This is a genomic window from Curtobacterium sp. CFBP9011 (assembly GCF_034045095.1).
GTDB lineage: Bacteria > Actinomycetota > Actinomycetes > Actinomycetales > Microbacteriaceae > Curtobacterium.
Genome location: NZ_JAXCWN010000004.1, coordinates 290,178 through 313,515, shown reverse-complemented (window position 1 = coordinate 313,515; position 23,338 = coordinate 290,178). Strand labels below are relative to the sequence as shown.

Genomic DNA, 23,338 nt, shown 5'->3' with positions numbered 1-23,338 from the left:
CGGTTCAGGAGACGAGGTCAGACCTGGACGGTCGTCACCGGCAGGGTGGAGTCCGCGGCGATGCGGAGGTCGCTCGGCGCGTGGCCCTCGGCGACGAGCCGTGCCCCGACGGCCGCGATCATGGCCCCGTTGTCCGTGCAGAGGTCGAACGGCGGGATCCGCAGGGTGACACCGGCGGCGGCGCAGCGTTCCTCGGCGACCTGCCGCAGTCGGGCGTTCGCGACGACCCCACCGCCCAGGAGCAGCCGGTCGACCCCGGTGTCCCGGCAGGCGTTCAGTGCCTTGGTGAGCAGCACGTCGACGACGGCCTCCCGGAAGCTCGCGGCGACGTCGGCGACCGGGACCTCCCGGCCCTCGTCACGGCAGCGCTCGACCCAGCGGGCGACGGCGGTCTTGAGCCCGGAGAACGAGAAGTCGTAGCGGTGCGCCGCCATGTCCTTCGGCAGCGTCAGCCCGCGCGGGAACCGGATCGCGGTGGGGTCGCCGTCCGCCGCGGCCCGGTCGATCTGCGGGCCGCCGGGGTACGGCAGGCCGAGGAGCCGCGCGACCTTGTCGAACGCCTCGCCCGCGGCGTCGTCGATGGTCTCGCCGAGCAGCTCGACGTCCCCGACCAGGTCCCGCACGAGGAGCAGCGACGTGTGACCACCCGAGACGAGCAGCGCCACGGTCGGCAGGTCGATCTCGGAGCCGTCCGGTCGCAGCACGTCCGCCCCGACGTGGCCGACCAGGTGGTTCACGCCGTACAGCGGCTTGCCGGTGGCCACGGCGAGCGCCTTCGCCGCACCGACCCCGACCATCAGGGCGCCGGCGAGCCCGGGGCCCGCGGTGACGGCGACGGCGTCGAGTTCGTCGAGCGTGACGCCGGCCTGCGCGAGTGCCTGCTGCAGGGTCGGGGTCATCGCCTCGAGGTGCGCACGGGCGGCGACCTCGGGGACGACGCCGCCGTAGCGGGCGTGCTCGTCCATGCTCGATGCGATGACGTTGGCGAGCAGGGATGTGCCGCGGACGATGCCGACGCCGGTCTCGTCGCAGCTCGTCTCGATGCCGAGCACCAGGGGTTCAGTCGCGCTCATCGAGGGCCTCCTGTCCGATCGGGCCGGGACCGGAGGCCGGACCCGTGGGTACCGCGGGCGCCGCGGGCTCGAGTGCGGCACGCATCACCCACGCGTCGACCCCGTCGGGCTGGTAGTACCGCGGCCGGGTGGCGATGTGCGTGAACCCGAAGCCGACGTACATCGTCTGCGCGACCGGGTTGTCGGCGCGGACCTCGAGGAACACCTCGTGCACGCCACGGCGCCGGGCCTCGTCGAGGAGCTCGGTGAAGAGCAGCCGGCCGAGGCCCCGCCCCCGCTGGTCCGCAGCGACGGCGATGGTCTGCACGTCGGCGACCGGGTTGCCTGGCAGCGACGACAGTCCCGCGTACCCGACGACCGTGGGCGCGGAGTCGTCACCAGTGGTCTCGATGACGACGTAGTACCCGTGCGGGGAGTGCAGTTCCTCCGACATCTGCGACGCCGACCACGCGTCGGTGGGGAACGAGACGCGCTCCAGCCACATGACGTCGTCGAGGTCTTCCGGGTGCGCCCGACGCAGGCGCAGACCGTCCGGCAGGGCGAGCGTCACCGGGCGACCCGCTTCGGTGCGCCGGGGACGGTGACGTCGGGCTCCCGCAGGTACACCGGCGTGTCCGCGGCCAGGGGTGTGCCGGAGGCGAGCCGGCCGGCGGCGAGCACCCCGAGCCTCCCGGCCGGGATGGTGACGGCGGTGTGCCGGGGCCAGTCGACGAGGTCGGGACGGGAGGCGCGCAGCACGTCGTCCAGGTCCGCCGGCCTGGCGAGACCCGGGCCGGCGACGCGGACGCCGTCGGCGTCGTAGGCGCTCCACGCGACCTCGCGGCGGCGGGCATCGGTGAGGACGACGAGGGGGCCCTGCTCGCCGGCGGCCACGGCGTCGTGGCTGACGAGCGGGAGGAACGGGACGTCGCGGGCAGCGGCGAAGGTGCGGGCGGCGGCGATGCCGACGCGGAGCCCGGTGAACGGCCCGGGGCCCATGCCGGCGACGACTGCCGTGACGTCGGCGGGCGTGATGCCGGCGGCGCGCAGGGTCTCGTCGAGGAACGGTCCGATCACCTCGGCGTGACGACGGGTGTCCTCGGTCTCGCGTTCGGCCAGGACCCGACGGGTCGACGGGTCGACGACGGCGACCGAGGTCCCGGCGGAGGTGTCGATCGCGAGCAGCACCCGTCCATCGTAGGCGCGGACCAGCGCCCGCCCTACGCTGACGGGATGGACCGCGATGCCCTGCTCGAGCACGTCCGGACACTCCGCGGAGCCGCACGGTCGCCGCTCGTCGTCGGGGTGTCCGGCCACTGCGGGTCCGGCAAGTCGACCATTGCCCGTGCGCTCGTCGACGCGCTGCCCAGGGCGGTCCGGATCCGGGGTGACGACTTCCTCGATCCGACCCGTTCTCACCGGCGGTCGACGGACTGGGACGGGGTCGAGCGCCTGCGGCTCGCTGCCGAGGTCCTCGAGCCGCACCGCGCCGGTCGGGCGAGCACGTTCCGCCGGTTCGACTGGTCCGCCCACACGCTCGGAGCACCGGAGCCGTTGCCGACCACCGACCTGCTCGTCGTCGACCTGATCGGGCTCTTCCACCCGGAGGTCCGGGGGCTGCTGGACCTGGCGGTCTGGTGCGACGTCGACCTCGACGAGGCAGCCCGGCGCGGGATCGCTCGGGACCGCGAACTCGGACGGTCGCACGACGAGCTGTGGCGTGACGTCTGGACCCCGAACGACCACGACTTCGCCGAGCGTTTCGCCCCGCGGGAGTCCGCAGACATCCGGTACCGCTCGCGGGTTCGACGGCCGGACATCCGCACGCCCGGAGACGGGTGAAGCCGCCGTGACCCGAGGGACCACGACGGCTTCCAGAACCCGAGCAGCCGTTCGACTGCGGGACTGTGCATCGACAGTAGCGTGCCTGGGTGATCCCGCCTCCGACGCTCTGACACGGTGGAGCGACCGCCAGCGTGGTTCGCGCTGAGCGACAGCGCTCGGGCCGCCGGCCACGAGGACTGTCGCTCAGCGCGAACCTCAGCCCGGCACCGCTCACCGGCACCGCTCACAACCGCGGGTCGACGGCCTCCGACTCCATCGCCAGCACGCCGAACACGGCCTGGTGCACGCGCCACAGCGGCTCCCCCTCGACGAAGCGCTCGAGCGACTCCAGCCCGAGGGCGTACTCGCGCAGCGCCATCGACCGCTTGTGCCCGAGGTCCCGGTCCTTCAGGCGCGCCAGGTTGCCCGGCTCGGTGTACTCCGGCCCGTAGATGATCCGCAGGTACTCCCGCCCGCGGACCTTCACGCCCGGCTGCACGAGTCCCTTCGGCCCGCGGGTCAGGTTCGACTCGGGCTTCACGACGGCACCCTCGCCCCCGGCACCGGTCAGGTCCTGCCACCACTCGGCCCCAGCCGCACGGCTCGTCTCGTCCCGCACGTCCACGAGCAACGACCGGGTCGCCCGCACCACGTCGGGCGCGGCGGCGGCCAGGCGGTCGGCGACCGCCATGTGCCAGCCGTGCGGCCGGTCCGCGAACGTCCGTCCCCGGGCTGCCAAGACCTGGAACGGCGCGAACCGCACGTCGTCGAGGCCGGTCGCCGGGTCGGCGTACCGGCGGTAGGACTCGGTGTAGGCGGTGGCGTCGACGGCGCGCTGCTGGGTCCGGGCCAGCAGGTCGGTGACGTCGATGCCGCGGTCATGTGCTGCGGCGAGCGCGGCCAGGGCGTCCGGGAACGCTCCGCCGGCAGCGGCACCGACCTCGGCGTACCAATCGCGGATCATGCCCTCGGCCTTGACCGCCCACGGCAGCACCTCGCCGTCGAGCAGCAGCCAGTCGGTGTCCAGCTCGTCCCAGAGGCCGGCTGCCTCGACCGCTGCGTCGAGCCGCCCGAGGAAGGTCCGGGAGTCGGCGGCGTCGAAGAACGCCCGGCCGGTGCGGGTCGTCACGACGCCGTTCCAGTCCGCCGGTGCACCGAAGCGGTCCGGGTCGCGTGCGAGCAGCACGGTGCCGCGGGAGCCCATGTGCTTCTCCTCCATCCGCACGTGGTCGACGCCCTGGCCCCGGTAGTACGCGAACGCCTCGTCCGGGTGCTCCAGGTGGTCGGGGTGCGCCGAGGTCGCGACCGGGCTCATCGTCGGCGGCAGGTACGGCAGCCAGCGCGGGTCGACGGCGAACCGGCTCATCACCTCGAGGGCGCCGGCCGCGTTCTCGGCACGGATGCCGATCCGGCCGTGGTGTCGGGTCTCGACGACCTGTTTGCCGGTGACGTCCTCGATCGGGAGCAGGCCGGGGACGCGTCGCGGTGCAGCGGGGCCGGCCACGGGCCTCCCGGCCGGACTGGAGGCACGCCCCACGTCCGCACCGGCGGCACCCGTCGTCGACGTGCCCGGTCCGCGCAGCGGCTCGAGCGGCTTGGCGGCGGCGTAGTGGACCCGTTCGGCGGGGACCTGGACGACCTCGCGCTCGGGGTAGCGGAGCGCGGAGAGCTTGCCGCCGAACACGCACCCGGTGTCGAGGCACATCGTGCCGTTGATCCACTCGGCGTCGACCGTCGGCGTGTGGCCGTAGAGGACCGTCGCCTTCCCGCGGTAGGCGTCCGCCCACGGCAGGCGGACGGGCAGGCCGTACTCGTCGCTCTCCCCGGTGGTGTCGCCGTAGAGCGCGAAGGACCGCACGCGGCCGGAGGCCCGGCCCTGGTACTGCTCTTTCAGCCCGGCGTGCGCGACCACGAGCCGGCCGTCGTCGAGCACCAGGTGCCCGACGAGCGCGCGGCAGAACTCGCGGACCTCGTCGCGGAAGGTGTCCGGTTCGGCGGCGAGCTGCGCGAGGGTCTCGGCGAGCCCGTGCGACGTCTGGACCTTGCGACCGTCGAGCGCACGGACGAGCTTGTCCTCGTGGTTGCCGGGGACGGCGAGGGCGTGGCCGTTCCGCACCATGCCCATCACGAGCCCCAGGACCCCCGGGGAGTCCGGGCCGCGGTCGACCAGGTCGCCGAGGAACAGCGCCTGACGGCCCTCCGGGTGCACGGCGTCGACGGGTCGGCCGAGGTCGTCGCGGACCAGGGTCCAGCCGAGCCGGCCGAGGAGCGTCTCGAGCTCGGAGCGACAACCGTGCACGTCCCCGATCACGTCGAAGGGACCGTGCTCGCCGGTGCGGTCGTTGAGCAGGGGCTCACGGACGATGGTGGCGGCGGCGATCTCGTCCTCGCCGTGCAGCACGTGGACGCGGCGGAACCCCTCCTTGCCCAGGGCCTTGAGCCCGCGGCGGAGCTGCCCCTGCTGGCGTCGGATGACCTCGGGGCCGAAGTCCCGACCGGTGCGGGCGGCGTTGCGGGCGATGCAGACCGACTCGGGGACGTCGAGGACGATCGCGACCGGCAGCACGTCGTGCTCGCGGGCGAGCTGCACGAAGTCGCGACGGGCCTCGGCCTGCACGTTCGTCGCGTCGACGACGGTGAGCAGTCCGGCGCGCAGGCGCTGGGCGGCGACGTGCTTCAGTGCCTCGAACGCGGCGGGGGTCGCGGCCTGGTCGTCCTCGTCGTTCGAGACGAGGCCCCGGAAGAAGTCGCTGGACAGGGTCTCGAAGCGACCGAAGTGCTGCGCGGCGAACGTGGACTTGCCGGAACCGCTCGTGCCGACGAGCAGCACCAGGGACATGGTGGGGACGGTCAGGGCGGTCATGCGGCGGTGCCTCCGGTCGTCGGGCTGGTGGTCGTCGGGCTGGTGGTCGTCGCGCTGGTGGTCGTCGGGCCGCCGGTCGTGTGGCGGCGGAACAGTGCGAGCTGGGTGGGTGGGCCGACCTCGGGGTCGTCGTCGCCGACGGGTCGGTGCTCGACGGTGTAGCCGTGTCGGTCGCCGACGCCCTGCGCCCACGTGCGGAACTCGTCGCGGGTCCACTCGAACCGGTGGTCCGGGTGCCGGAACCGACCGGCCGCCAGCGATGCGAAGCGGACGTTGTGCTCGGCGTTCGGGGTGGTCACGACGACGGCGGCGGGCCGGGCGGCCTGGAACACCGAGGCCTCGAGTGCCGGCAGCCGCTCGGGGTCGACGTGTTCGACGACCTCCATCAGGACCACCGCGTCGAGGCCGGCGATCCGGTCGTCGGAGTACGTGACCGAGGACTGCAGCAGCCGCACGCGGGCCCGCTGCTCGTCGCTGACGTCGTCGAGTCGCAGGCGCCGCTCGGCCCGTGCGAGTTCGCGGGGTGCGACGTCGGTACCGATGATCGTCGTGAAGGAACGGTCGGCGAACAGGTGTCGGAGCAGGGCACCCTCGCCGCAGCCGACGTCGGCGACCGTGTGGGCCTGGACGTCGGCGAGCGCCGTCAGGACCGCGTCGGCTCGGCGGCGGTACAGGGGCGTCTCGGCAGCCGCCGTGCTGTCGTCCTCGGCGGGACCCTCGTCGACGGGCGCGTCCACCGAACCACCGTCCCCGGCCGTGCCGTCGAGCCCGAGCAGCCGTCCGGTCGCGTCGTCGACGAGGGACCGCTGGTGCGCGAGCGACCGCGTCGTGATGAGCTCGCGGAGCGGGTGCTCGGCCAGCCACCCCTCGCCCCGCCGGAGCAGCATGCCGACCTCGTCGTCGCCGACCCAGTAGTGCTTGGCGTCGTCGAGCACCGGCAGCAGCACGGTGAGCTGGCGGAGCGCGTCGGCCAGCCGGACCCGGCCGCGCAGCCGCAGCCCGACGGTGGCGGCGTCGCCCCAATCCGGACGGGTGTCGTCGAGCGGCCGGCGGCGCTCTTCGACGTCCCAGCCGAGCGGCGCGAACAGCCGGGTGGCGAGGCCCACCCCGTGCTCGTCGACCTCGCTCGGCACGCTGGTCAGGCCGAGTTCGAGGTCCATCGGCTCGGCGGCGCGCTCCGGCCGCGAGGTGCTGCGTCCGCCCATCGCACTGCGGAACACCTGCCCGATCGCCAACGCGAGCATCGACGTCGACGCGTACGGACGGTCGTTGACGTACCGCGACAGCGCCTGCGCATCGGCGCCGTACCGCTTGCTGCGGGCGAGGGCGATCGCGTCGACCTCGAGCAGCAGGGCGGCGGTGCACTCGTCGGGGGTGTCCGCCGGGTAGAAGACGTACGCCGTGCCGACGCTCAGGTCGAAGGACTGGGCCCGCCCGGGGTGCTTGTGCAGCAGGTGGGAGAGGTCCGGGGCCGCGTCGCCGCGGGTGGTGATGGTCACGAGCATGCGCGTGGCCTCCGATCGTCGTGGTCCGGCATCGCTGCCGCCCGGCGGGTCCGAGGCCGGAGAGCGAGCCTAGTACGACGGGACGGCGCACAGGCAACGTCAGCAGACTGGGACGTCGACCGTCCCGCCGGACCCGGCGCCGGTCCCCCGACAGGAGGCCCGTGATGGTCGTGTACGACAGCCGCCCGATCCGACGTGCCCGGCAACTCGTCGGGGACGTCCTCGTGCTGGTCGGCATCGTCCTGGCGGTGGTCATCGGCCGCGACGTCGCCGGTTCCATCGCCCGGCTCGCCACGATCGGCACCCGGGTGCAGTCCGAGGGGACCGCGTTCCAGCAGCAGCTCTCCGCCACCGCACGTGCACTGTCGCGGATCCCGCTCGCCGGGGACGCCGTCAGCAGTCCGCTCCGGAAGGCCAGCGAGCACGCGGGCGCCGTCGCAGCCGCCGGTGCCCAGCAGCACGACACGGCCCTGCACCTCGCGCACCTGGTCGGCGGCGGGCTGACCGTCGTCGTCATCGCCCTGCTGCTGCTGGTGTGGGTCCGGACCCGTGGGCGCTTCGTCCGGGTCGCGAGTGCCACCAGCCGCGTCGACCGGTCGCCGGACGGAGCCGAACTCCTCGCGCTGCGGGCCCTCGTCGGTCGGGACGCCGTCGTCGCCCTCGGGCCCGGTGTGGTGGACCGGTGGCGCGGGCGGGACCCGCAGACGGTCGCGGCGCTGGCGGACCTCGAGCGGCGGAGCTGCGGCCTGCGGACCCGGGCGGGCCGCGACTGACCGGCACCGGTCACCGTTCGTGGCCGGATCGTCACCGCCGGGTCCTGGTCCGCACCGCTCGCCTGGCGGTACCGTCACCGCATGGACGCCGTGTGGGCCACAGCATCGTGTGCGCTGGAGAACGTGCCGTGCAACGACGGCGGCGGCGGTGCCCTGGACGCGACCGGCGTGTTCGTCACCGTCGTGGTCGTCGTGGCCGTCGTCGTGCTGTTCGGTGTGCTCCTGCTCGGACGCTCCCGCCGCTGACGTCCGCACCCCGCCGGTCCAGGGCGCTCCGGGCGCGCACGACGAGGGCGAGGACGACGAGGTCGAGGACGCCTGCCTCGAGTTCGGGTCACGCGACAGGCGTCCTCGCGCTACGACGCCGTCGGGTACGACGTTGGCGCACGACGATGTCCGACCCGGTAGGGGGGGGACGGGCGACCGCGGCCAGGGTCCGCGGTGTAGCGCGGGCGACGCTACGCTTCCCGGTCCCACCGGCCAAGCGTTCCGGATCGGGTTGTCCGATCTCCGCGGAGAGCGGGACGGGAGGCCCACCCGACGTCCGCCACACGGGCCCGGTGATCCGGGCCTCCCGTCCAGGACGACGAGCGTCAGCCGACGGTCCGCGCCACGGTCAGAGCGTGCAGTCCTGCCACCGCGGCCCGGTCCCGGTCACGACGACCCGGCGCGGTTCGTCCGGCACCTCGTCCGGATCGACGTCGTCGTCATCGTCCGCGCCCCCGCCACCGGTCGGCCGGGTGATCTCGACGTCCAGGACACTGTCACCGACCCCGTCGACCATCCCGCGGCCCCACTCGACGACGACGATCGAGCCGTCCCAGTCGAGGTCCAGGTCGTCGAGCTCGACCGGGTCGGACAACCGGTACGCGTCCACGTGCACCAGGTCCGGACCCGCCGTCGTCGGATGTGTCCGGGCGAGCACGAACGTCGGGCTGGACACCTGCCCGCGGGCGCCAAGCGCCGCGCCGAGTCCCCGGGTCATCGTGGTCTTGCCGGCGCCCAGGGGCCCGGTGAGGACGACCAGGTCCCCCGCCCGCAGCACGGCGGCGATCCGGGCACCGAGCGCGCCCATCTCGTCCGTCGTGGCGACCGTGGTGTCGAGGAGGACGGTCACGACCGCTCGCCCCGCAGGTACTCCCCCACGCGGCCCTCGCCGGAGTGCCCCTCGTACACGCGCGGGACCCGGCTGCCGATCCGGCAGACGATCTCCTCGCCGATGGTGTCGAGTGCCCGGCCCCACTCGAGGACCGTGGCCTCGCCGTCCTCACCGGTGCCGAACAGCGTCACGGTGTCACCGACCCGGACGTCGTCGTCGCCGACGTCGACCAGGAACTGGTCCATCGCGACGCGGCCCGCGATCGGGTACCGGGTGTCGTCGATCGCGACCTCGAGGCGCCCCTGGGCGGCACGGGGGACGCCGTCCGCGTAGCCGACCGGCACGAGCGCCAGGGTCGTCTCGGTGTCGGTGCGGTACGTGTAGTCGTAGGAGACGCCGGTGCCGACCGGGACGCGCTTCGTCTTCGCGACGGAGGCGGAGAGCGTCATCACGGGCGTCAGGCCGAGGTCGGCGGCGGAGACCCCGTCGGCACCGGGGATGCCGAACAGGTTGGCGCCCATCCGGACCATGTCCTTCCGGAACTCCTTGCGCTCCAGGCCGGCGAGCGACGCGGCGACGTGCTCCCACCGGATGTCGAGCCCCAGGTCCTCGGCCTGCTCGACCATGGCGTCGAAGTGCGCCACGGCGGCGGAGTCGTCGGCGTCCGAGGACTCCGCCAGGTGCGTGTACGCGGCGACGACCTCGATGCGGCCGTCGCGCTGGGCGTCGCGCGCCAGTTCGACCAGTGCGGTCCAGTCCTCGGCGGTCGCGCCGTCGCGGTGCAGGCCGCTGTCGACGCCCAGGTGCACGCGCGCCGGACGCTGGTCGACCGCGTCGACGATGCGACGCAGCTCCGCGACGTTGGAGACACCGAGGTCGACGGCCGAGTCGATGGCGTCGCGGAAGTCGAGCGCCGGGTCGTGCTGCCAGGTGAACAGGTGGACGTCCTCGCCGACGCCGATGGCGCGCAGCCGCAGCGCCGCGGGCACCGTCAGCACACCGATCCACCGGATGCCCGCGTCGACCGCGGTCAGGGCGATGGGTTCGAGGCCGTGCCCGTAGGCGTCGGCCTTCATGATCGCCATCACCTCGACCGGCTGCATCCACGACCGGACCAGGTCGAGGTTGGCGCGGTAGGCGTCCAGGTCGATGACCGCCCGGCGCAGTCCTGCGCTCACGTCGTCCTCCGTTCGACGCTGCGGCCGACCCGGGCGACCACCTCGTAGTTGATGGTGCCGATCGCGGCGGCCCAGTCCTCCACCGCGGGGTCGCCGTTCGCCGGGTCACCCCAGAGCACGACCTCGTCCCCGATCGCGACGTCCGCGTCCCCGATGTCGATGTGCATCGCGTTCATGGCCACCCGTCCGACGACCGGGAACCGCCGGTCCCCGATCCGCACCGAGACGTGGTTGCCGTACGCCCGGTCGAAGCCGTCGGCGTACCCGAGCCCGATCACCGCGAGCCGGGTGTCCTGCTCGGCACGCCAGGTGTACCCGTACGAGACACCGTCCCCCGCGGGCACCGCGACCGTCCGCAGCACCGCGGCGGTCACCCGCATCGCGGGCCGCAGGCCGAGGTCGGCCGAGGTCCGGTCCGGGAACGGGCTGAGTCCGTACAACGCCAGGCCCACCCGGGCCAGGTCGCGGCGGGTCTCCGGCAGCGCCAGGCTGCCCGCGCTGGCGGCGAGGTGCACGACGTCGGGGCGGATGCCGACCGCTGCCAGGCCGTCGAGCGCCCGCTGCAGTGCGGCGTCCTGGTCGAGGTCGTCCGAGCGTGAGGCGTTCGACAGGTGCGACATCAGCCCCTCGATGCGGGTGCGGTCGCCGTTCCGGGTCAGGGCCGCGGCCGTCGCGAAGAGCTCGGGCCACTCGGACTCGACCGCTCCGTTGCGACTGAGGCCGGTGTCCACGACCAGGTGCACCTCCGGCACGTCGGCGTCGGCCGCGGTGGAGAGCTGCTCGACACTGGAGACCGCCGGGGTGATGCCGTACCGGGCCGCACGGCGGAAGTCCTCGTCGGGGGCGTGCAGCCACGCCAGGATCCGGACGCCCTCGTCGATGCCGGCCTCCCGGAGCGCGACCGCCTCGTCGAGGTCCGCGACCCCGAGCCAGTCCGCGCCGGCGTCCACCAGGGCCCGGGCGACCTCGACGGCGCCGTGCCCGTACGCGTCGGCCTTCACCACCGCGACGACGCCGGACGGAGCCACCTGTTCCGCGACCGTGGCGTAGTTGGCGATCAACGCCTCCCGGTCGACGGTCACCCCCGTGAACGCGCTCACGCGATCGGTCCTTCCGTTGCGGGCCGGTCCCGGCCCTCGATGACGACGAACGCCGTCGCGATCCCGCCGTCGTGCGACAGCGAGAGGTGCACGTGCCCGACGCCGCGCTCGTCGGCGACCCGCTGCGCACCCTGGTGCAGGGTGAGCGACGGGTTCCGCTGGTCGTCCGCGACGACCTCGAGCTCCCGCCAGCTCAGGCCGGCGCTCGACCCGAAGGCCTTGATCAGGGCCTCCTTCGCGGCGAACCGGGCGGCGAGCGACGCCACCGGGCGCGGCTCACCGTCCCGCAGCTGCTCGGCGTCGGTGAACAGCCGCGACCGCATCGCGGGGGTCCGTGTCAGGACCCGCTCGAACCGTTCCAGGTCGACCACGTCGACCCCGATGCCGATGATCACGTCCGCTTACTCGACGGTGACCGACTTCGCGAGGTTGCGCGGCTGGTCCACGTCGAGGCCCTTGGCCGCGGCGAGCTCCATGCCGAACATGTGCAGCGGCGCCACGGCGAGCAGCGGCTCGAACAGCGGCGTCGCGAGCGGGATCCGCAGGACCTCGTCGGCGAAGGGCAGCACGGCGGCGTCGCCCTCTTCCGCGATGGCGATCACCCGGGCACCGCGGGCGCGGATCTCCTGGATGTTCGAGACGACCTTCGGGTGCAGCGACCGGGCGTCACGCGGCGACGGGACGATGACGAAGACGATCTGGCCGGGCTCGATGAGCGCGATCGGACCGTGCTTCAGCTCACCGGCGGCGAAGCCCTCGGCGTGGATGTAGGCGAGCTCCTTGAGCTTCAGCGCGCCCTCGAGTGCGATCGGGTACCCGACGTGCCGGCCGAGGAACAGGACACTGCGGGTGTCCGCCATCCACTTGGCCAGCTCGGCGACCCCGGAGGCGTCCTCGATGGTCTGCTGCAGCTTCTCCGGCAGCCCCTCGAGCTCGGCGACCTGGGCGGCGATCTGCTCCGCCGTCATCGTGCCGCGGAGCGTGGCGAGGTGCAGCCCGAGCAGGTAGAGCGCGACGCCCTGCGCCAGGAACGCCTTCGTCGACGCGACCGCGACCTCGGGGCCGGCGTGCGTGTAGATCACGGCGTCGGACTCGCGCGGGATCGTCGCGCCCTGGGTGTTGCAGATCGAGAGGACCTGGGCACCCTGCTCGCGGGCGTACTTCACCGCCATCAGCGTGTCCATCGTCTCGCCGGACTGGCTGATCGAGACGACGAGCGTGCGCTCGTTCAACACGGGGTCGCGGTAGCGGAACTCGTGGGCCAGCTCGACCTCGACGGGGACGCGGGCCCACTGCTCGATCGCGTACTTGCCGAGCATGCCGGCGTAGGCCGCGGTGCCGCACGCGATGACGATGACGCGGTCGACCTGCTGCAGGCGCTCGGCGATCGGCTCGAGGTCGGTCAGCGTGACCGCACCCTCGTGCACGCGGCCGAGGACCGTGTTGCGGACCGCCTCCGGCTCCTCGCTGATCTCCTTCGCCATGAACGAGGACCAACCGCCCTTGTCGGCGGCCGAGGCGTCCCAGTTCACCTCGAACTCGTTGCGGTCGGCGGGGGTGCCGTCGAAGTGGATGACGTCGACGCCGTCGGGACGGATCGTGGCGATCTCGTCCTGGCCGATCGACAGGGCGCGCTGCGTGTACGCGACGAACGCTGCGACGTCGGAGCCCATGAAGTTCTCGCCGTCGCCGAGACCCACCACGAGCGGCGAGTTGCGACGGGCACCGACGACGACGCCGGGCTGGTCGGAGTGCACGACGAGGAGCGTGAAGGCGCCGTCGAGTCGGGCGACCGTGCGCCGCATCGCCTCGGTCAGGTCGTGGGTCTCGCGGAACTCGCGCGCGACCAGGTGCGCGGCGACCTCGGAGTCGGTCTCGCTGTGGAAGACGACGCCCTCGGCGAGCAGTTCGTCCTTCAGCGGGGCGAAGTTCTCGATGATGCCGTTGTGGATCAGCGCGAGCTTGCCGTCGTCCGCCAGGTGCGGGTGTGCGTTCTCGTCGGTCGGGCCGCCGTGCGTCGCCCAGCGGGTGTGGCCGATGCCGGTGCCGCCGTCCGCGATCGGGTTGGTGTCGAGCTCGTCGATGAGCATCTGGAGCTTGCCGGCCTTCTTCGCCGAGGTCAGGTCTCCGGCCGGATCGACGACGGCGATGCCGGCCGAGTCGTAGCCGCGGTACTCGAGGCGACGCAGGCCTCCGAGGAGGACGTCCGTGCTGCTGTTGCTGCCGACGTATCCGACGATTCCACACATGGGATCGATCCTACGGGCAGCGCGGGGAGCACCCTGCGAACCGCACGGCGGGTGGGGATAGCCTCCGGGCATGGGACGCTTCGACGACATCGAGATCACCACCATCAAGGGCGAGACCACCACGTTCGGCAGCTTCGGTGACAAGGCGGTGCTCGTGGTGAACGTCGCCTCGCGCTGCGGCCTCGCCCCGCAGTACGAACAGCTCGAGGAACTGCAGCGCACGTACGGCCCGCGGGGGTTCACCGTGCTCGGCTTCCCGAGCAACCAGTTCCTGCAGGAGCTCGGCTCGTCCGAGGCCATCGAGGAGTACTGCTCCACCACGTGGGGCGTCAGCTTCCCGATGTCCGAGAAGGTCAAGGTGAACGGCCGCTCGGCGCACCCGCTCTACCGCGAGCTCACACAGGCTCCGGACGCCTCGGGCAAGGCCGGACGGGTCATCTGGAACTTCGAGAAGTTCCTGGTCGCCCCGGACGGCACGGTCACGCGCTTCCGCCCGACGGTCAAGCCGGACGCCCCCGAGGTCGTCGCCGCCATCGAGGCGGCGCTCCCCGCCTGATCGGCAGGTGCACCCGCTGACGGACAGGAGGCCCGTCCACCGCAGCCGACGTCGCTGACCGGTGGCGGGCCTCCCGGCTGGGTACGCTCGATCCCATGCCGATCCCGGAGACGACCGTCGCGCACCCCACCCCCTTCGTGGAGATCCCGCGGGACGAGTGGTCGCAGCTCGCGCCGAAGGAACACCTCTCGCTCACCGAGACCGAGATCGTGCAGCTGCGTGGACTCGGGGACCGACTCGACCTGACCGAGGTGCAGGACGTGTACCTGCCGCTCTCCCGGCTGCTGACGCTGTACGCGGCCGGCGCGCGGGACCTGCACGCGGAGACCAGCCGCTTCCTCGGCGAACGCGCCCGACGGACGCCGTTCGTGATCGGTGTCGCCGGGTCCGTCGCCGTGGGCAAGAGCACCGTCGCGCGTCTGCTGCGCGAACTGACGAAGCGCTGGCCGGACACCCCGCGGGTCGAACTCGTGACCACCGACGGCTTCCTGTACCCGAACGCGGAACTCGAGCGCCGCGGGATCATGGACCGCAAGGGCTTCCCGGAGTCGTACGACCGCCGGTCCCTGCTGCGCTTCGTCAGCCAGGTGAAGAGCGGCGCGACCGAGGTCCGGGCGCCGTACTACTCGCACCTGGTCTACGACATCGTGCCGGACGCCGAGATCGTGGTGCGACAGCCGGACATCCTCATCGTCGAGGGGCTCAACGTGCTGGCGCCGCCGGTGCACGGTCGGCTGGCACTTTCCGACCTGTTCGACTTCACGATCTACGTCGACGCGAAGACCAAGGACATCGAGTCCTGGTACGTCGACCGGTTCCTGGCGCTGCAGGAGCAGGCGTTCTCGAGCCCGGACTCGTTCTTCCACCGCTTCGCAGCACTGTCCCGCGAGGACGCGGTGGCCACGGCGACCGGGGTGTGGCGCGCGATCAACGAACCGAACCTGCTCGAGAACGTGCTGCCGACGCGCTCCCGGGCGACACTCGTGCTCAAGAAGGCCGCCGACCACAAGGTGACGAGCGTCCTGCTCCGCAAGATCTGACCGGCGGGGTCCTCTCCCGGGTCGGTTCGGAGTGGCGTCGCACAACAGGAACCCGCTCGAACCGCAGACGTCCGTGGTTCGAGCGGGTTCCTGTTGTGCGTGGCCGGAACACGCCAGCGGGCGCGGCCGGGCTCCGCGGCCGGGGCTCCGGCGGGCTACGCGGCCTCGGGCGTCAGACGCTCGCGGACGACCTCGGCGAGCTCCTCGGCGACGCGCTGGGCGTCCTCCTGCGACGCGGCCTCGACCATGACACGGACGACCGGCTCGGTACCGGAGGGACGCAGCAGCACCCTGCCGGTGTCGCCCAGCGCCGCGGTCGCCGCAGCGATCGCGTCCTGCACGCCCTGGTCCTGCAGCCCGTGCCGGTCGACGCCCTTGACGGCGAGCAGCACCTGCGGGAACACGGTCATGCACGCGGCGAGCTCGCCGAGCGACTTGCCGGTGCGCGCCATCTCGGCGACCAGGTGGAGGCCCGTCAGGACCCCGTCACCCGTCGTCGCGAAGTCGTTGAAGATGATGTGACCGGACTGCTCGCCACCGAGCGAGTAGCCACCTTCGTTCATCTTCTCGAGCACGTAGCGGTCGCCGACGCCGGCCTCGATCACGGTGATGCCCGCGTCCGCCATCGCCCGCTTCAGCCCGAGGTTCGACATCACCGTCGCGACGAGGGTGTCGTCGACCAGTCGGCCGCGTTCCTTGAGGGACAGCGCGAGGATCGCCATGATCTGGTCGCCGTCCACCGCGTTGCCCTCGGCGTCCACCGCCAGGCACCGGTCCGCGTCGCCGTCGTGGGCGATGCCGACGTCGGCTCCGGCCTCGAGGACGGCGCGTGCCAGGTTGTCGATGTGGGTCGAGCCGACCCCGTCGTTGATGTTGATGCCGTTCGGGTCGGCACCGATCAGCGTGACCTTCGCGCCCGAGTTCACGAAGACCTCGGGCGAGACCCCGGAGGCAGCACCGTTGGCGCAGTCGAGTACGACGTGGATGCCGTCGAGCCGGTGCGGCAGGGTGCCGAGCAGGTGCACGACGTAGCGGTCCTCGGCGTCGGCGAACCGCGTGATGCGACCCACCTCGGCGCCCGTGGGGGTCGGTGCGGACTCGTCGTGCATGGCCGCTTCGATGCGGTCCTCGACCTCGTCCGGCAGCTTGCGCCCACCAGCGGCGAAGAACTTGATCCCGTTGTCCGGCGCGGGGTTGTGCGACGCGGAGATCATCACGCCGAAGTCGGCGTCGATGTCCGCGACGAGGTACGCCGCTGCGGGGGTGGGGATGACCCCGGCGTCGAGGACGTCGACGCCGGCGGAGGCGAGCCCGGCTGCCACTGCGGCACCCAGGAACTCGCCGGAGACGCGCGGGTCGCGCGCCAGCACGGCCTTGGGGCGCGTGCGACCGGACGCTCGTCGAGCGTCCGCATGGTGTCCGTGCGTGAGCACGGCCGCGCTCGCCTGGGCAAGACCCAGTGCGAGCGCGGCCGTCAACTCGCCGTTGGCGAGGCCACGAACGCCGTCGGTACCGAACAGACGCGGCATGCGATCTCCCGCCGTCAGGCGATCAGCGCTTCGAGAACTGCGACGCCTTGCGGGCCTTCTTGAGACCGGCCTTCTTGCGCTCGATGACGCGGGCGTCACGGGTGAGGAAGCCGGCCTTCTTGAGGGTCGCGCGGTTGTTCTCGCGGTCGATCTCGTTCAGGGTGCGGGCGATGGCGAGACGCAGCGCGCCGGCCTGACCCGAGGGGCCGCCACCCGTGATGCGGGCGGTGACGTCGTACGAGCCGAGGAGCTCGAGCACCTTGAACGGGTCGTTGATGAGCTGCTGGTGCAGCTTGTTCGGGAAGTAGTCCTCGAGCGTGCGGCCGTTCACGACGAACGTGCCGGAGCCCGGGACGAGACGCACGCGGGCGATGGCCTCCTTGCGGCGACCGACGGCACCGCCCGAGACGTTGAGGATCTGACGGGGAGCCGCCTCCGACGCGACGGGTGCGCTCTCGGTGGTGAAGGTCTCCGGGGTCTGGTCGATGGAGTCAGCGATCTGAGCCATGAGTGTTTTCTCGTTCCTGGAAGTCGTCGTGGCCGCTGTTACTGCGAGACCTGGTCGAAGGTGTACGGCTTGGGCTGCTGCGCCGCGTGGGGGTGCTCAGCGCCTGCGTAGACCTTGAGCTTCTTGAGCTGCTCGCGACCGAGGGTGTTCTTCGGCAGCATGCCGCGGATCGCCTTCTCGACGGCGCGGGTCGGGTGCTTCTCCAGCATCTCCGGGTAGCTCGTGGCCGTGAGGCCGCCCGGGTAACCGGAGTGACGGTAGTAGACCTTCTTGGCGAGCTTCGACCCGGTCAGGGCGACCTTGTCGGCGTTCACGATGATGACGTAGTCACCCATGTCCATGTGCTGGGCGAAGGTGGCCTTGTGCTTGCCGCGGAGGAGGGCGGCGACGTGCGAAGCGAGGCGGCCGAGCACGACGTCGGTCGCGTCGATGACGATCCAGTCGTGCTGGACGTCTGCCGGCTTCGGGGAGAACGTACGAGTCACAGGAGTGCTGCTTTCGTGTCGAGGTGAGGAGTCCGTGAATCCCACTCCGGTGGGCGTTCCCGCGGGCAGATGCCCGCTGAACGACCCGGTGGAGGGCCCATCTGACTGTCTGGCGCAACAGAGCGCGCAGACCAAGAGATGAGCCTAGCCGACGCCGATCGTCCCGGTCAACCGCGCGCCGCTCCCCGACACCACGGACGGGAGGCGCGGCACGGGTCGGACCCGTGCCGCGCCTCCCGTCGGTGGTCGCGTTCAGCGCGAGGTCACTCGGCGCTGCCACCCGTCGTCCGGCGGCGACGGAGGGCGAGGAGCCCGCCACCGGCGGCCAGGAGCGCGAGGGCCGCCGCGAGGCCGCCGCCGATCTCCGCGCCGGTGAACGCCAGGCTGCCGCCACCCGTGGTCGGCGTCACGCCGGCCCCCGGGGTCGTCCCCGCACCACCGGCGATCGGCGCCGGGGTCGGGTCAGCGGTGGGGTCGCCTGCCGGGTCGTCCGTGCCGGGCTCCGGCGTGGGCTCCGGCGTCGGGTCGCCCGGCACCTCGGCCGCGGTCAGGTCGAAGCCGACCAGGATCGGGTCGTGGTCGCTCGCGCGGTACACGTCGTCCGTGTACAGGTCCGAGACGTTCACGTTGTACCGGCTGTACTCCAGGCCCACCGACTCGGTCGAGTTGATGTTCCAGATGTCCACGCCCGTCACGCTCGCCAGTGCCGCCGGGGACGCCAGCACGTGGTCGAGCGACCCGCTGAGCCCACTGAAGACGTACGAGTACTCGGTCTGGTCGCGGGCCGGGGCCAGGTCGGTGTAGCCGGCGTCGCGGAGGACGACCATCGGGTCCTCCTCGCTGTACGCGTTGAAGTCACCGATCAGGAAGGTCTTGTCGGTGCCGTACTGCGCCTGCATCGCGGTGGAGAAGGTCGTGAGGGCTCGGGCCTGGCGCACCCGGTCGGCGTTCGAGGCGCCCTGGCCGTCACCCTGGTCGGCGTTCTCGCCGGTGCCGGAGCCCTTCGACTTGAAGTGGTTCGCGATCACCAGGAAGTCGTCGTCCGCGGTCCCACCGACCGGGCGGAACGCGTCCGCGACCGGCTGCCGCTGGAAGACGTCCGAGTCGGTGAGGATCGTCGACTCGGCGGTCGGCGCGACCCGGGCCTTCTTGTAGATGAGGGCCAGGCGGATGACGTCCTCGTCGGCGGCGAGCTTCGTCGGCGACGGGACGTACGCCCAGGTGTCGGACCCGGTGGCGGCGTTGAGCGCGTCGACGAGGGTGGCCACCGCGGCGTCACGGTCCTGCCCGAAGGCCGCCGAGTTCTCGATCTCCTCGAGCGAGACCACGTCGGCGCCCAGGCTGTTGATCGCCTTCACGATCTTCACCTGCTGGCGCGCCAGGTCCTCCGCCTCGGCAGCACCGCGGGCGTCACAGCCGGAGTTGACCGTGAGCGGGTCACCGGCGCGGTCGCGGTAGTACGTGCAGCCGGTCAGCTGGTCGCCCGTGGTCGGGAAGTAGTTCAGCACGTTGAACCCGGCGAGCTTCAGGTCGCCGCCGACCGCGGCGGGCGCCGTGGTGCGGACGTCCGAGAACGTCGCGGGCAGGTCGGCCTTCGCGGTCGCACCGGTGATCGGCGTCGTCGGCTGGAACGTCCAGACGTCGTTCCGGTAGTCGAGGACCACGGGCTCGGTGAACGTCGTGGCGGCGCCGACCGTGACCGGGCCCGCGTTCGTCAGCCACGGCACCGGGATCGACCGGGCCGACTGGTCCTGGCCGTCGCGCGGCAGGAAGTTCGTGCTCGCGCCGTCGTCGAGCGTGACCGTGCGGGCGGCGTTGTCGGCGACCACCGCGGCGGCCTCGGCGCTGCCCGGGCGGGCGACCTCGGTCGGCTGCAGCAGCCGGCCCGGACCCGTGGCGAGCGTGACCACGCCGTACTGGTTCGTCGTGTAGTTGTCGGCGACCGTGTAGTCGCCCTGCGGTGCGACGAGCATGCTCTCGAGCGCCTCACGCTCGGCGTCCGTGCGGGGGAACGCCACGGCGGCCGGGACCGGAGCGGCTGCCGGGGTGGTGAGCTCCGTCAGCCCGGCGGTCTCCGCGACGGTGAGCTCGGTGAGCCCCTTGAACTCGGACACGGCGCCGGTGACCTGGACGTGGTCGCCGATCGCGACCAGTCCGACCGTGGCGGCGGAGTAGACGTACAGTCCGTCGGAGGCGGTCCGCGCTGCCAGGGTGGTCGCGCCTCCCGTCCCCGGGGTCTGGATCGTGTAGCCGTTCAGCCCGCCGGTGGCGTAGACCGCGGTCACGACGCCGCTGGTGGTGACGTTCGAGCCGGCGAGCGGTGAGGTGTCCGTCGTGCCCTGGATCTCCGGGATGGTCGCGGCCACGGGGGGCGTGGTCGGCGGGGTGGTGCCACCGCCGCCCGGCGTCGGCGTCGTGCCGCCCGCTGCCGTCTCGCCAGCGGCGTTCCGCGGGGTGATCGTCCGCGTCAGGGTGAAGTCCGCGGCGTTCGCGTCGGTGTCGGTCGTCCCCTGCCGGACGAGGGCGTCCGGGGTGCCGTTCGCGCCCGAGGGGTTCGTGGCGGGAGCAGTCTCCGACGTGTTCGAGGCGCCGTACCCGAGCAGGTCCACCACGCCGGGCGTCGCCGTCGTGACCGCGCCCGCGGGCAGCGCCAGCGCCGTCGACTGGTCGGAGAGGACGAGTGTCCCGCTCGCACCGGAGGCGTTCAACGTCGAGACGACGTCGGGCGTGGGGAGTGCAGCGCCGACCGTCCCGTTCGACGCTCCCTGCACGAGGTACGTGCCGTTCGCCGGGACGGACCCGGTGAGCGGCACGACGGTGCTCGATGCTCCCGTGCTCGTCGCCGAGCGGTACTGCAGCGACCATCCGTCGACGGACACCGCGGCGCCGGTCGGGTTGCCGATCTCGACGAACCGGTTGGTGAACGGCTGGTTCGCGCTGCCGCCCTTGAGGTACGCCTCGGAGATGACGAGTCCGGTGCCCGTCGGGTTCGCGGAGGCGGCGGTGACGGTGACGAGCGGTGCGGCGATCAGGGTCGCGGCAGCCGTGGCGCACAGCAGGGTGCGTCCGACGGTTCGTGGCATGGGGACCTTCGGTTCGGAGTCGGGAGGGACCTCGCCACGCTACGGACTTGTGGGGACGCTCAGGTTACGTCGCAGTGAAATCCTGCCCCTCGCGCACATACGACCGACCGATCGGTCCGGCGCGTCGAAACGGACACACTCCAGGCTTTGCTGCGGCGGCCGTCGGTTCCGTCACAGATCGGAGAGCACGCGCAGGACGGTCGTCCCGATCGCCACGACGTACCACCCGATGAGGTTCCCGCGCTTCCTCGCGAGCGCCAGTGAACCCGCCATGAGGACCACGGTCGCCACGGCCGCGATCGCGCGGATCGTCGGTTTCTGGTTTGCCACGCCGACGATGCAACAGCCCAGTGTCGCCATGACGACAAGGAGCCCCAGGGCCGCCCTGCGAGCGCTATCGCGACGGTTCGGCCCGGGAACGTCACTCATGTCGCGACCCGCTCTGCTCGCATCCAGCCGGCCACGACGGGGAGAACGACCCAGAGCAGACCCGAGCTGATCGCAGGAAGGGCGTCAGCGTCCCCCGTCAACCCGCTCTGCGCCGTGCCGAACCGGATGTAGGCAGTCCACGCCCCGAAGAAGGCGAGGACCACGTCGAGCACGAGCGTCACGGCGAGCACGCCCACCAGCCCGAGCGGGAGCGAACGGGACGTCGCGCCGATGCCGAACCCGAACGCCGCAGACGAGAACGACAGAGCGGCCAGCTGCGCGACGGGATGGATGGCGTCCATCGAGGCCAGTCGGCCGCCGAGCACGACGGCAACCCCAGCCCCAACGACCCCGAGGAGTACAGAGAAGAGGACGACGACGGCGATGAGCACGCCGCACGCTGCAAGTCTCGCGAGGTACATGACCAGCCGGGAGTGCCCCGACAGCAGGCCGTCGCGTTCGCCGCCGCACGAGGCATCGCCCACACCGACCACGACGCCGACGACCGATGCCGCCAGCGCGACTGGGAGCCCGGTGGTCACCACCACCTCACCGACCGTGAAGCTCCCCGCCCGGGTGACGAGCGACACGCTCAGGGCGCAGCACACCAGGACGAGCAGTGCCAGGACACCGAACCCGACCACAGCACTCACCGTGTCGACGCGCTTGCGCACCTCGAGCCGGGCGACGCCGACGAACCCGATCATCCGACGACCTCCGACTCGAACTCAGCGATGGAGACCTCTTCGTACAGCGCCTCCAGAGACCTTGCCGCCGGTGCCACCGCGAGGACGTCGACGCCGACCTCCACTGCCATTCGGACGGCTTCCGCCGCAGGAATCGAGAGCTGGATCACGCAGCCTTCGACGGCCGTCTCGACGCCCCGCTTCGTCACGGCCGCCAGGAACTCCGCTGCGTCCCCCACCCGAATCTCGCAGGCCCCGGCCTCGGCAGACTCCACCGGCTCGACGCGCGCGATCCTTCCTCGGCTGACGATGACGGCGTCGTCGATCATCGTCTCGAGTTCTCCGAGCAGGTGGCTCGACACGACCACCGTCACCCCGCCCCTCCGGAGGTCGGACACGATGCTCCGGAGCCAGGCGATGCCATTCGGATCGAGACCGTTCATCGGCTCGTCGAAGAGGACGAGGGGCGGCGACCCGAGGAGTGCCACGCCGATCGCAAGTCGCATCCTCATACCGAGCGAGAGCGCTCTGACCCGGCGCCGCAAGACCGCATGCAGACCGACGCGACGCGCCATCTCGTCGGCTGCTGAGCCGTCAGCCCCGACGAACCGAGCCCGGAGCAGCAAGGTCTCCCGGACGGTCCTACCGCGGTGCAGGTCGGCGTCGCCGAAAACGGCACCGACCGCTTCCCCCCGCTGCCACGGCGATCCGAGGAGGGAGCCCCGGTCGATGCGCACGAGACCGGCGAGAACGGCGAGGAGCGTGGACTTCCCAGCGCCGTTCGGGCCGATCAGACCGTACACACGCCCTGGGCGTAGTTCGATGGAGACGTCCTGGAGACGAGGTCGGTCGTGGCCACGCAGACCGACCTCCCGGAGTTGGATCATTGCTCGTTCCTTTCGACGCAGAGCGGCGGACCGGATGGACCGGTCCGCCGCATCCGAGCGCAGATCAACCGAAGAAGTAGTTCCAGAGGGCGCTGAACAGCTCCTGGACGGTCAGGTGCGCGAGCGCGTTGATGCCCGCACGGATCCAGCCCGCGAGCCCGTTCCACCAGTTCTTGAAGGTGTTCAGCCCGTTCCGGAGCGCGGTCTTGAGCGCTGGGATGACGGACGACGCGTTGTGCTTGAGCCAGTCGACGATCGGTCTGATCGGGACTCCGTCGGTCGACGACCCACCGGTCGTCCCAGGCGTGGACGATGACGGCACCGCTGGTAGCGAGACGACGATCGCCGAGGAACTGGCGACGCTGGAAGCACTCGTGCTGATGGGCTGAGCCGAAGCAGCGGTCGCCCCGACCGTGCTCAGCATCGCACCGCCCACGATCGCTGCGACGAGCGCGCTCGTACGGATCTTCTTCATGGTGTTTCCCCTCGTGA

At 72.1% G+C, this 23,338-nt stretch carries 23 protein-coding genes; 5 read left to right on the top strand and 18 right to left on the bottom strand.

Features of this window, described 5'->3' with window-relative positions:
• Positions 1-17: 17 nt before the first annotated feature.
• From tsaD to tsaB, 3 genes are read right to left on the bottom strand one after another with little or no spacing between them, the layout of a single operon-like run.
• Positions 18-1,073 carry a tRNA (adenosine(37)-N6)-threonylcarbamoyltransferase complex transferase subunit TsaD gene (gene tsaD / locus SOM35_RS11190; RefSeq protein WP_320515433.1) on the bottom strand — a complete coding sequence of 352 codons (1,056 nt, stop codon included), beginning with the start codon at positions 1,071-1,073 and terminating at the stop codon, positions 18-20.
• A complete protein-coding gene (rimI, locus tag SOM35_RS11185) occupies positions 1,060-1,623 on the bottom strand; it encodes a ribosomal protein S18-alanine N-acetyltransferase (RefSeq protein WP_320515432.1) in 564 nt (187 codons plus the stop codon). The genes tsaD and rimI overlap by 14 nt, the downstream gene beginning before the upstream one ends.
• Positions 1,620-2,240, bottom strand: a complete 621-nt coding sequence (tsaB, locus tag SOM35_RS11180) for a tRNA (adenosine(37)-N6)-threonylcarbamoyltransferase complex dimerization subunit type 1 TsaB (protein WP_320515431.1) — start codon at positions 2,238-2,240, stop codon at positions 1,620-1,622. Before tsaB ends, rimI begins: the two co-directional genes overlap by 4 nt.
• Before the next feature lie 45 nt (positions 2,241-2,285).
• On the opposite strand from tsaB, the gene SOM35_RS11175 reads away from it, so the two are divergent.
• Positions 2,286-2,894, top strand: a complete 609-nt coding sequence (locus SOM35_RS11175; RefSeq protein ID WP_320515430.1) for a uridine kinase family protein — start codon at positions 2,286-2,288, stop codon at positions 2,892-2,894.
• Between the two features lie 226 nt (positions 2,895-3,120).
• Here SOM35_RS11175 and SOM35_RS11170 read toward each other — a convergent pair whose 3' ends face one another.
• Positions 3,121-5,739, bottom strand: a complete 2,619-nt coding sequence (locus tag SOM35_RS11170; RefSeq protein ID WP_320515429.1) for a polynucleotide kinase-phosphatase — start codon at positions 5,737-5,739, stop codon at positions 3,121-3,123.
• Positions 5,736-7,244, bottom strand: coding sequence for a 3' terminal RNA ribose 2'-O-methyltransferase Hen1 (locus SOM35_RS11165; protein ID WP_320515428.1), 1,509 nt, complete (start codon positions 7,242-7,244; stop codon positions 5,736-5,738). The genes SOM35_RS11170 and SOM35_RS11165 overlap by 4 nt, the downstream gene beginning before the upstream one ends.
• A gap of 164 nt (positions 7,245-7,408) precedes the next feature.
• Between SOM35_RS11165 and SOM35_RS11160 the strand changes: the two genes are divergently transcribed.
• Together SOM35_RS11160 and SOM35_RS11155 are read left to right on the top strand one after the other, a co-directional pair.
• Positions 7,409-8,017, top strand: a complete 609-nt coding sequence (locus tag SOM35_RS11160) for a hypothetical protein (protein WP_320515427.1) — start codon at positions 7,409-7,411, stop codon at positions 8,015-8,017.
• Positions 8,018-8,098: 81 nt separating this feature from the next.
• Positions 8,099-8,263 (top strand): hypothetical protein, encoded by a 165-nt coding sequence (locus SOM35_RS11155; RefSeq protein ID WP_320515426.1) that lies wholly within the window; start codon positions 8,099-8,101, stop codon positions 8,261-8,263.
• 370 nt (positions 8,264-8,633) lie between these two features.
• On the opposite strand, the gene tsaE is transcribed toward SOM35_RS11155, so the two are convergent.
• The 5 genes from tsaE to glmS are packed head-to-tail and all read right to left on the bottom strand — an operon-like array spanning position 8,634 to position 13,643.
• Complete coding sequence (gene tsaE, locus SOM35_RS11150) at positions 8,634-9,092, bottom strand: tRNA (adenosine(37)-N6)-threonylcarbamoyltransferase complex ATPase subunit type 1 TsaE (protein ID WP_320515466.1); 459 nt, start codon at positions 9,090-9,092, stop codon at positions 8,634-8,636.
• Positions 9,093-9,130: 38 nt separating this feature from the next.
• On the bottom strand, positions 9,131-10,294 hold the full coding sequence (gene alr, locus SOM35_RS11145) for an alanine racemase (RefSeq protein ID WP_320515425.1): 1,164 nt from the start codon (positions 10,292-10,294) through the stop codon (positions 9,131-9,133).
• On the bottom strand, positions 10,291-11,394 hold the full coding sequence (gene alr, locus SOM35_RS11140; protein WP_320515424.1) for an alanine racemase: 1,104 nt from the start codon (positions 11,392-11,394) through the stop codon (positions 10,291-10,293). The genes alr (SOM35_RS11145) and alr (SOM35_RS11140) overlap by 4 nt, the downstream gene beginning before the upstream one ends.
• Positions 11,391-11,789 carry a holo-ACP synthase gene (locus SOM35_RS11135; protein WP_290157779.1) on the bottom strand — a complete coding sequence of 133 codons (399 nt, stop codon included), beginning with the start codon at positions 11,787-11,789 and terminating at the stop codon, positions 11,391-11,393. Before SOM35_RS11135 ends, alr (SOM35_RS11140) begins: the two co-directional genes overlap by 4 nt.
• A 6-nt stretch (positions 11,790-11,795) precedes the next feature.
• The gene (gene glmS, locus SOM35_RS11130; protein ID WP_320515423.1) at positions 11,796-13,643 is read right to left on the bottom strand and encodes a glutamine--fructose-6-phosphate transaminase (isomerizing); all 1,848 of its coding nucleotides are present in this window, start codon (positions 13,641-13,643) and stop codon (positions 11,796-11,798) included.
• A gap of 70 nt (positions 13,644-13,713) precedes the next feature.
• Between glmS and SOM35_RS11125 the strand changes: the two genes are divergently transcribed.
• Both SOM35_RS11125 and coaA read left to right on the top strand, forming a co-directional pair.
• Positions 13,714-14,199, top strand: coding sequence for a glutathione peroxidase (locus SOM35_RS11125; protein ID WP_111073912.1), 486 nt, complete (start codon positions 13,714-13,716; stop codon positions 14,197-14,199).
• Between the two features lie 95 nt (positions 14,200-14,294).
• The gene (gene coaA, locus SOM35_RS11120; protein ID WP_111073913.1) at positions 14,295-15,239 is read left to right on the top strand and encodes a type I pantothenate kinase; all 945 of its coding nucleotides are present in this window, start codon (positions 14,295-14,297) and stop codon (positions 15,237-15,239) included.
• Positions 15,240-15,394: 155 nt separating this feature from the next.
• Here the strand turns inward: coaA and glmM are convergent, their stop codons facing one another.
• The 8 genes from glmM to SOM35_RS11080 form a co-directional block, all read right to left on the bottom strand.
• Entirely contained in the window at positions 15,395-16,768 is a 1,374-nt protein-coding gene (gene glmM, locus SOM35_RS11115; RefSeq protein ID WP_320515422.1) for a phosphoglucosamine mutase, read from the bottom strand.
• A 22-nt stretch (positions 16,769-16,790) separates the two neighbouring features.
• Positions 16,791-17,276, bottom strand: a complete 486-nt coding sequence (gene rpsI / locus SOM35_RS11110) for a 30S ribosomal protein S9 (protein WP_111073915.1) — start codon at positions 17,274-17,276, stop codon at positions 16,791-16,793.
• 38 nt (positions 17,277-17,314) lie between these two features.
• Positions 17,315-17,761, bottom strand: coding sequence for a 50S ribosomal protein L13 (gene rplM, locus SOM35_RS11105; protein WP_111073916.1), 447 nt, complete (start codon positions 17,759-17,761; stop codon positions 17,315-17,317).
• Between the two features lie 263 nt (positions 17,762-18,024).
• Positions 18,025-20,844, bottom strand: a complete 2,820-nt coding sequence (locus SOM35_RS11100) for an ExeM/NucH family extracellular endonuclease (RefSeq protein ID WP_320515421.1) — start codon at positions 20,842-20,844, stop codon at positions 18,025-18,027.
• A gap of 171 nt (positions 20,845-21,015) precedes the next feature.
• The gene (locus SOM35_RS11095; RefSeq protein WP_320515420.1) at positions 21,016-21,174 is read right to left on the bottom strand and encodes a hypothetical protein; all 159 of its coding nucleotides are present in this window, start codon (positions 21,172-21,174) and stop codon (positions 21,016-21,018) included.
• Between the two features lie 95 nt (positions 21,175-21,269).
• Positions 21,270-21,980 (bottom strand): hypothetical protein, encoded by a 711-nt coding sequence (locus SOM35_RS11090; protein ID WP_320515419.1) that lies wholly within the window; start codon positions 21,978-21,980, stop codon positions 21,270-21,272.
• Positions 21,977-22,846 carry an ABC transporter ATP-binding protein gene (locus SOM35_RS11085; protein ID WP_320515418.1) on the bottom strand — a complete coding sequence of 290 codons (870 nt, stop codon included), beginning with the start codon at positions 22,844-22,846 and terminating at the stop codon, positions 21,977-21,979. The genes SOM35_RS11090 and SOM35_RS11085 overlap by 4 nt, the downstream gene beginning before the upstream one ends.
• Positions 22,847-22,910: 64 nt before the next feature.
• Entirely contained in the window at positions 22,911-23,321 is a 411-nt protein-coding gene (locus tag SOM35_RS11080) for a hypothetical protein (RefSeq protein WP_320515417.1), read from the bottom strand.
• Between the last annotated feature and the right edge of the window lie 17 nt (positions 23,322-23,338).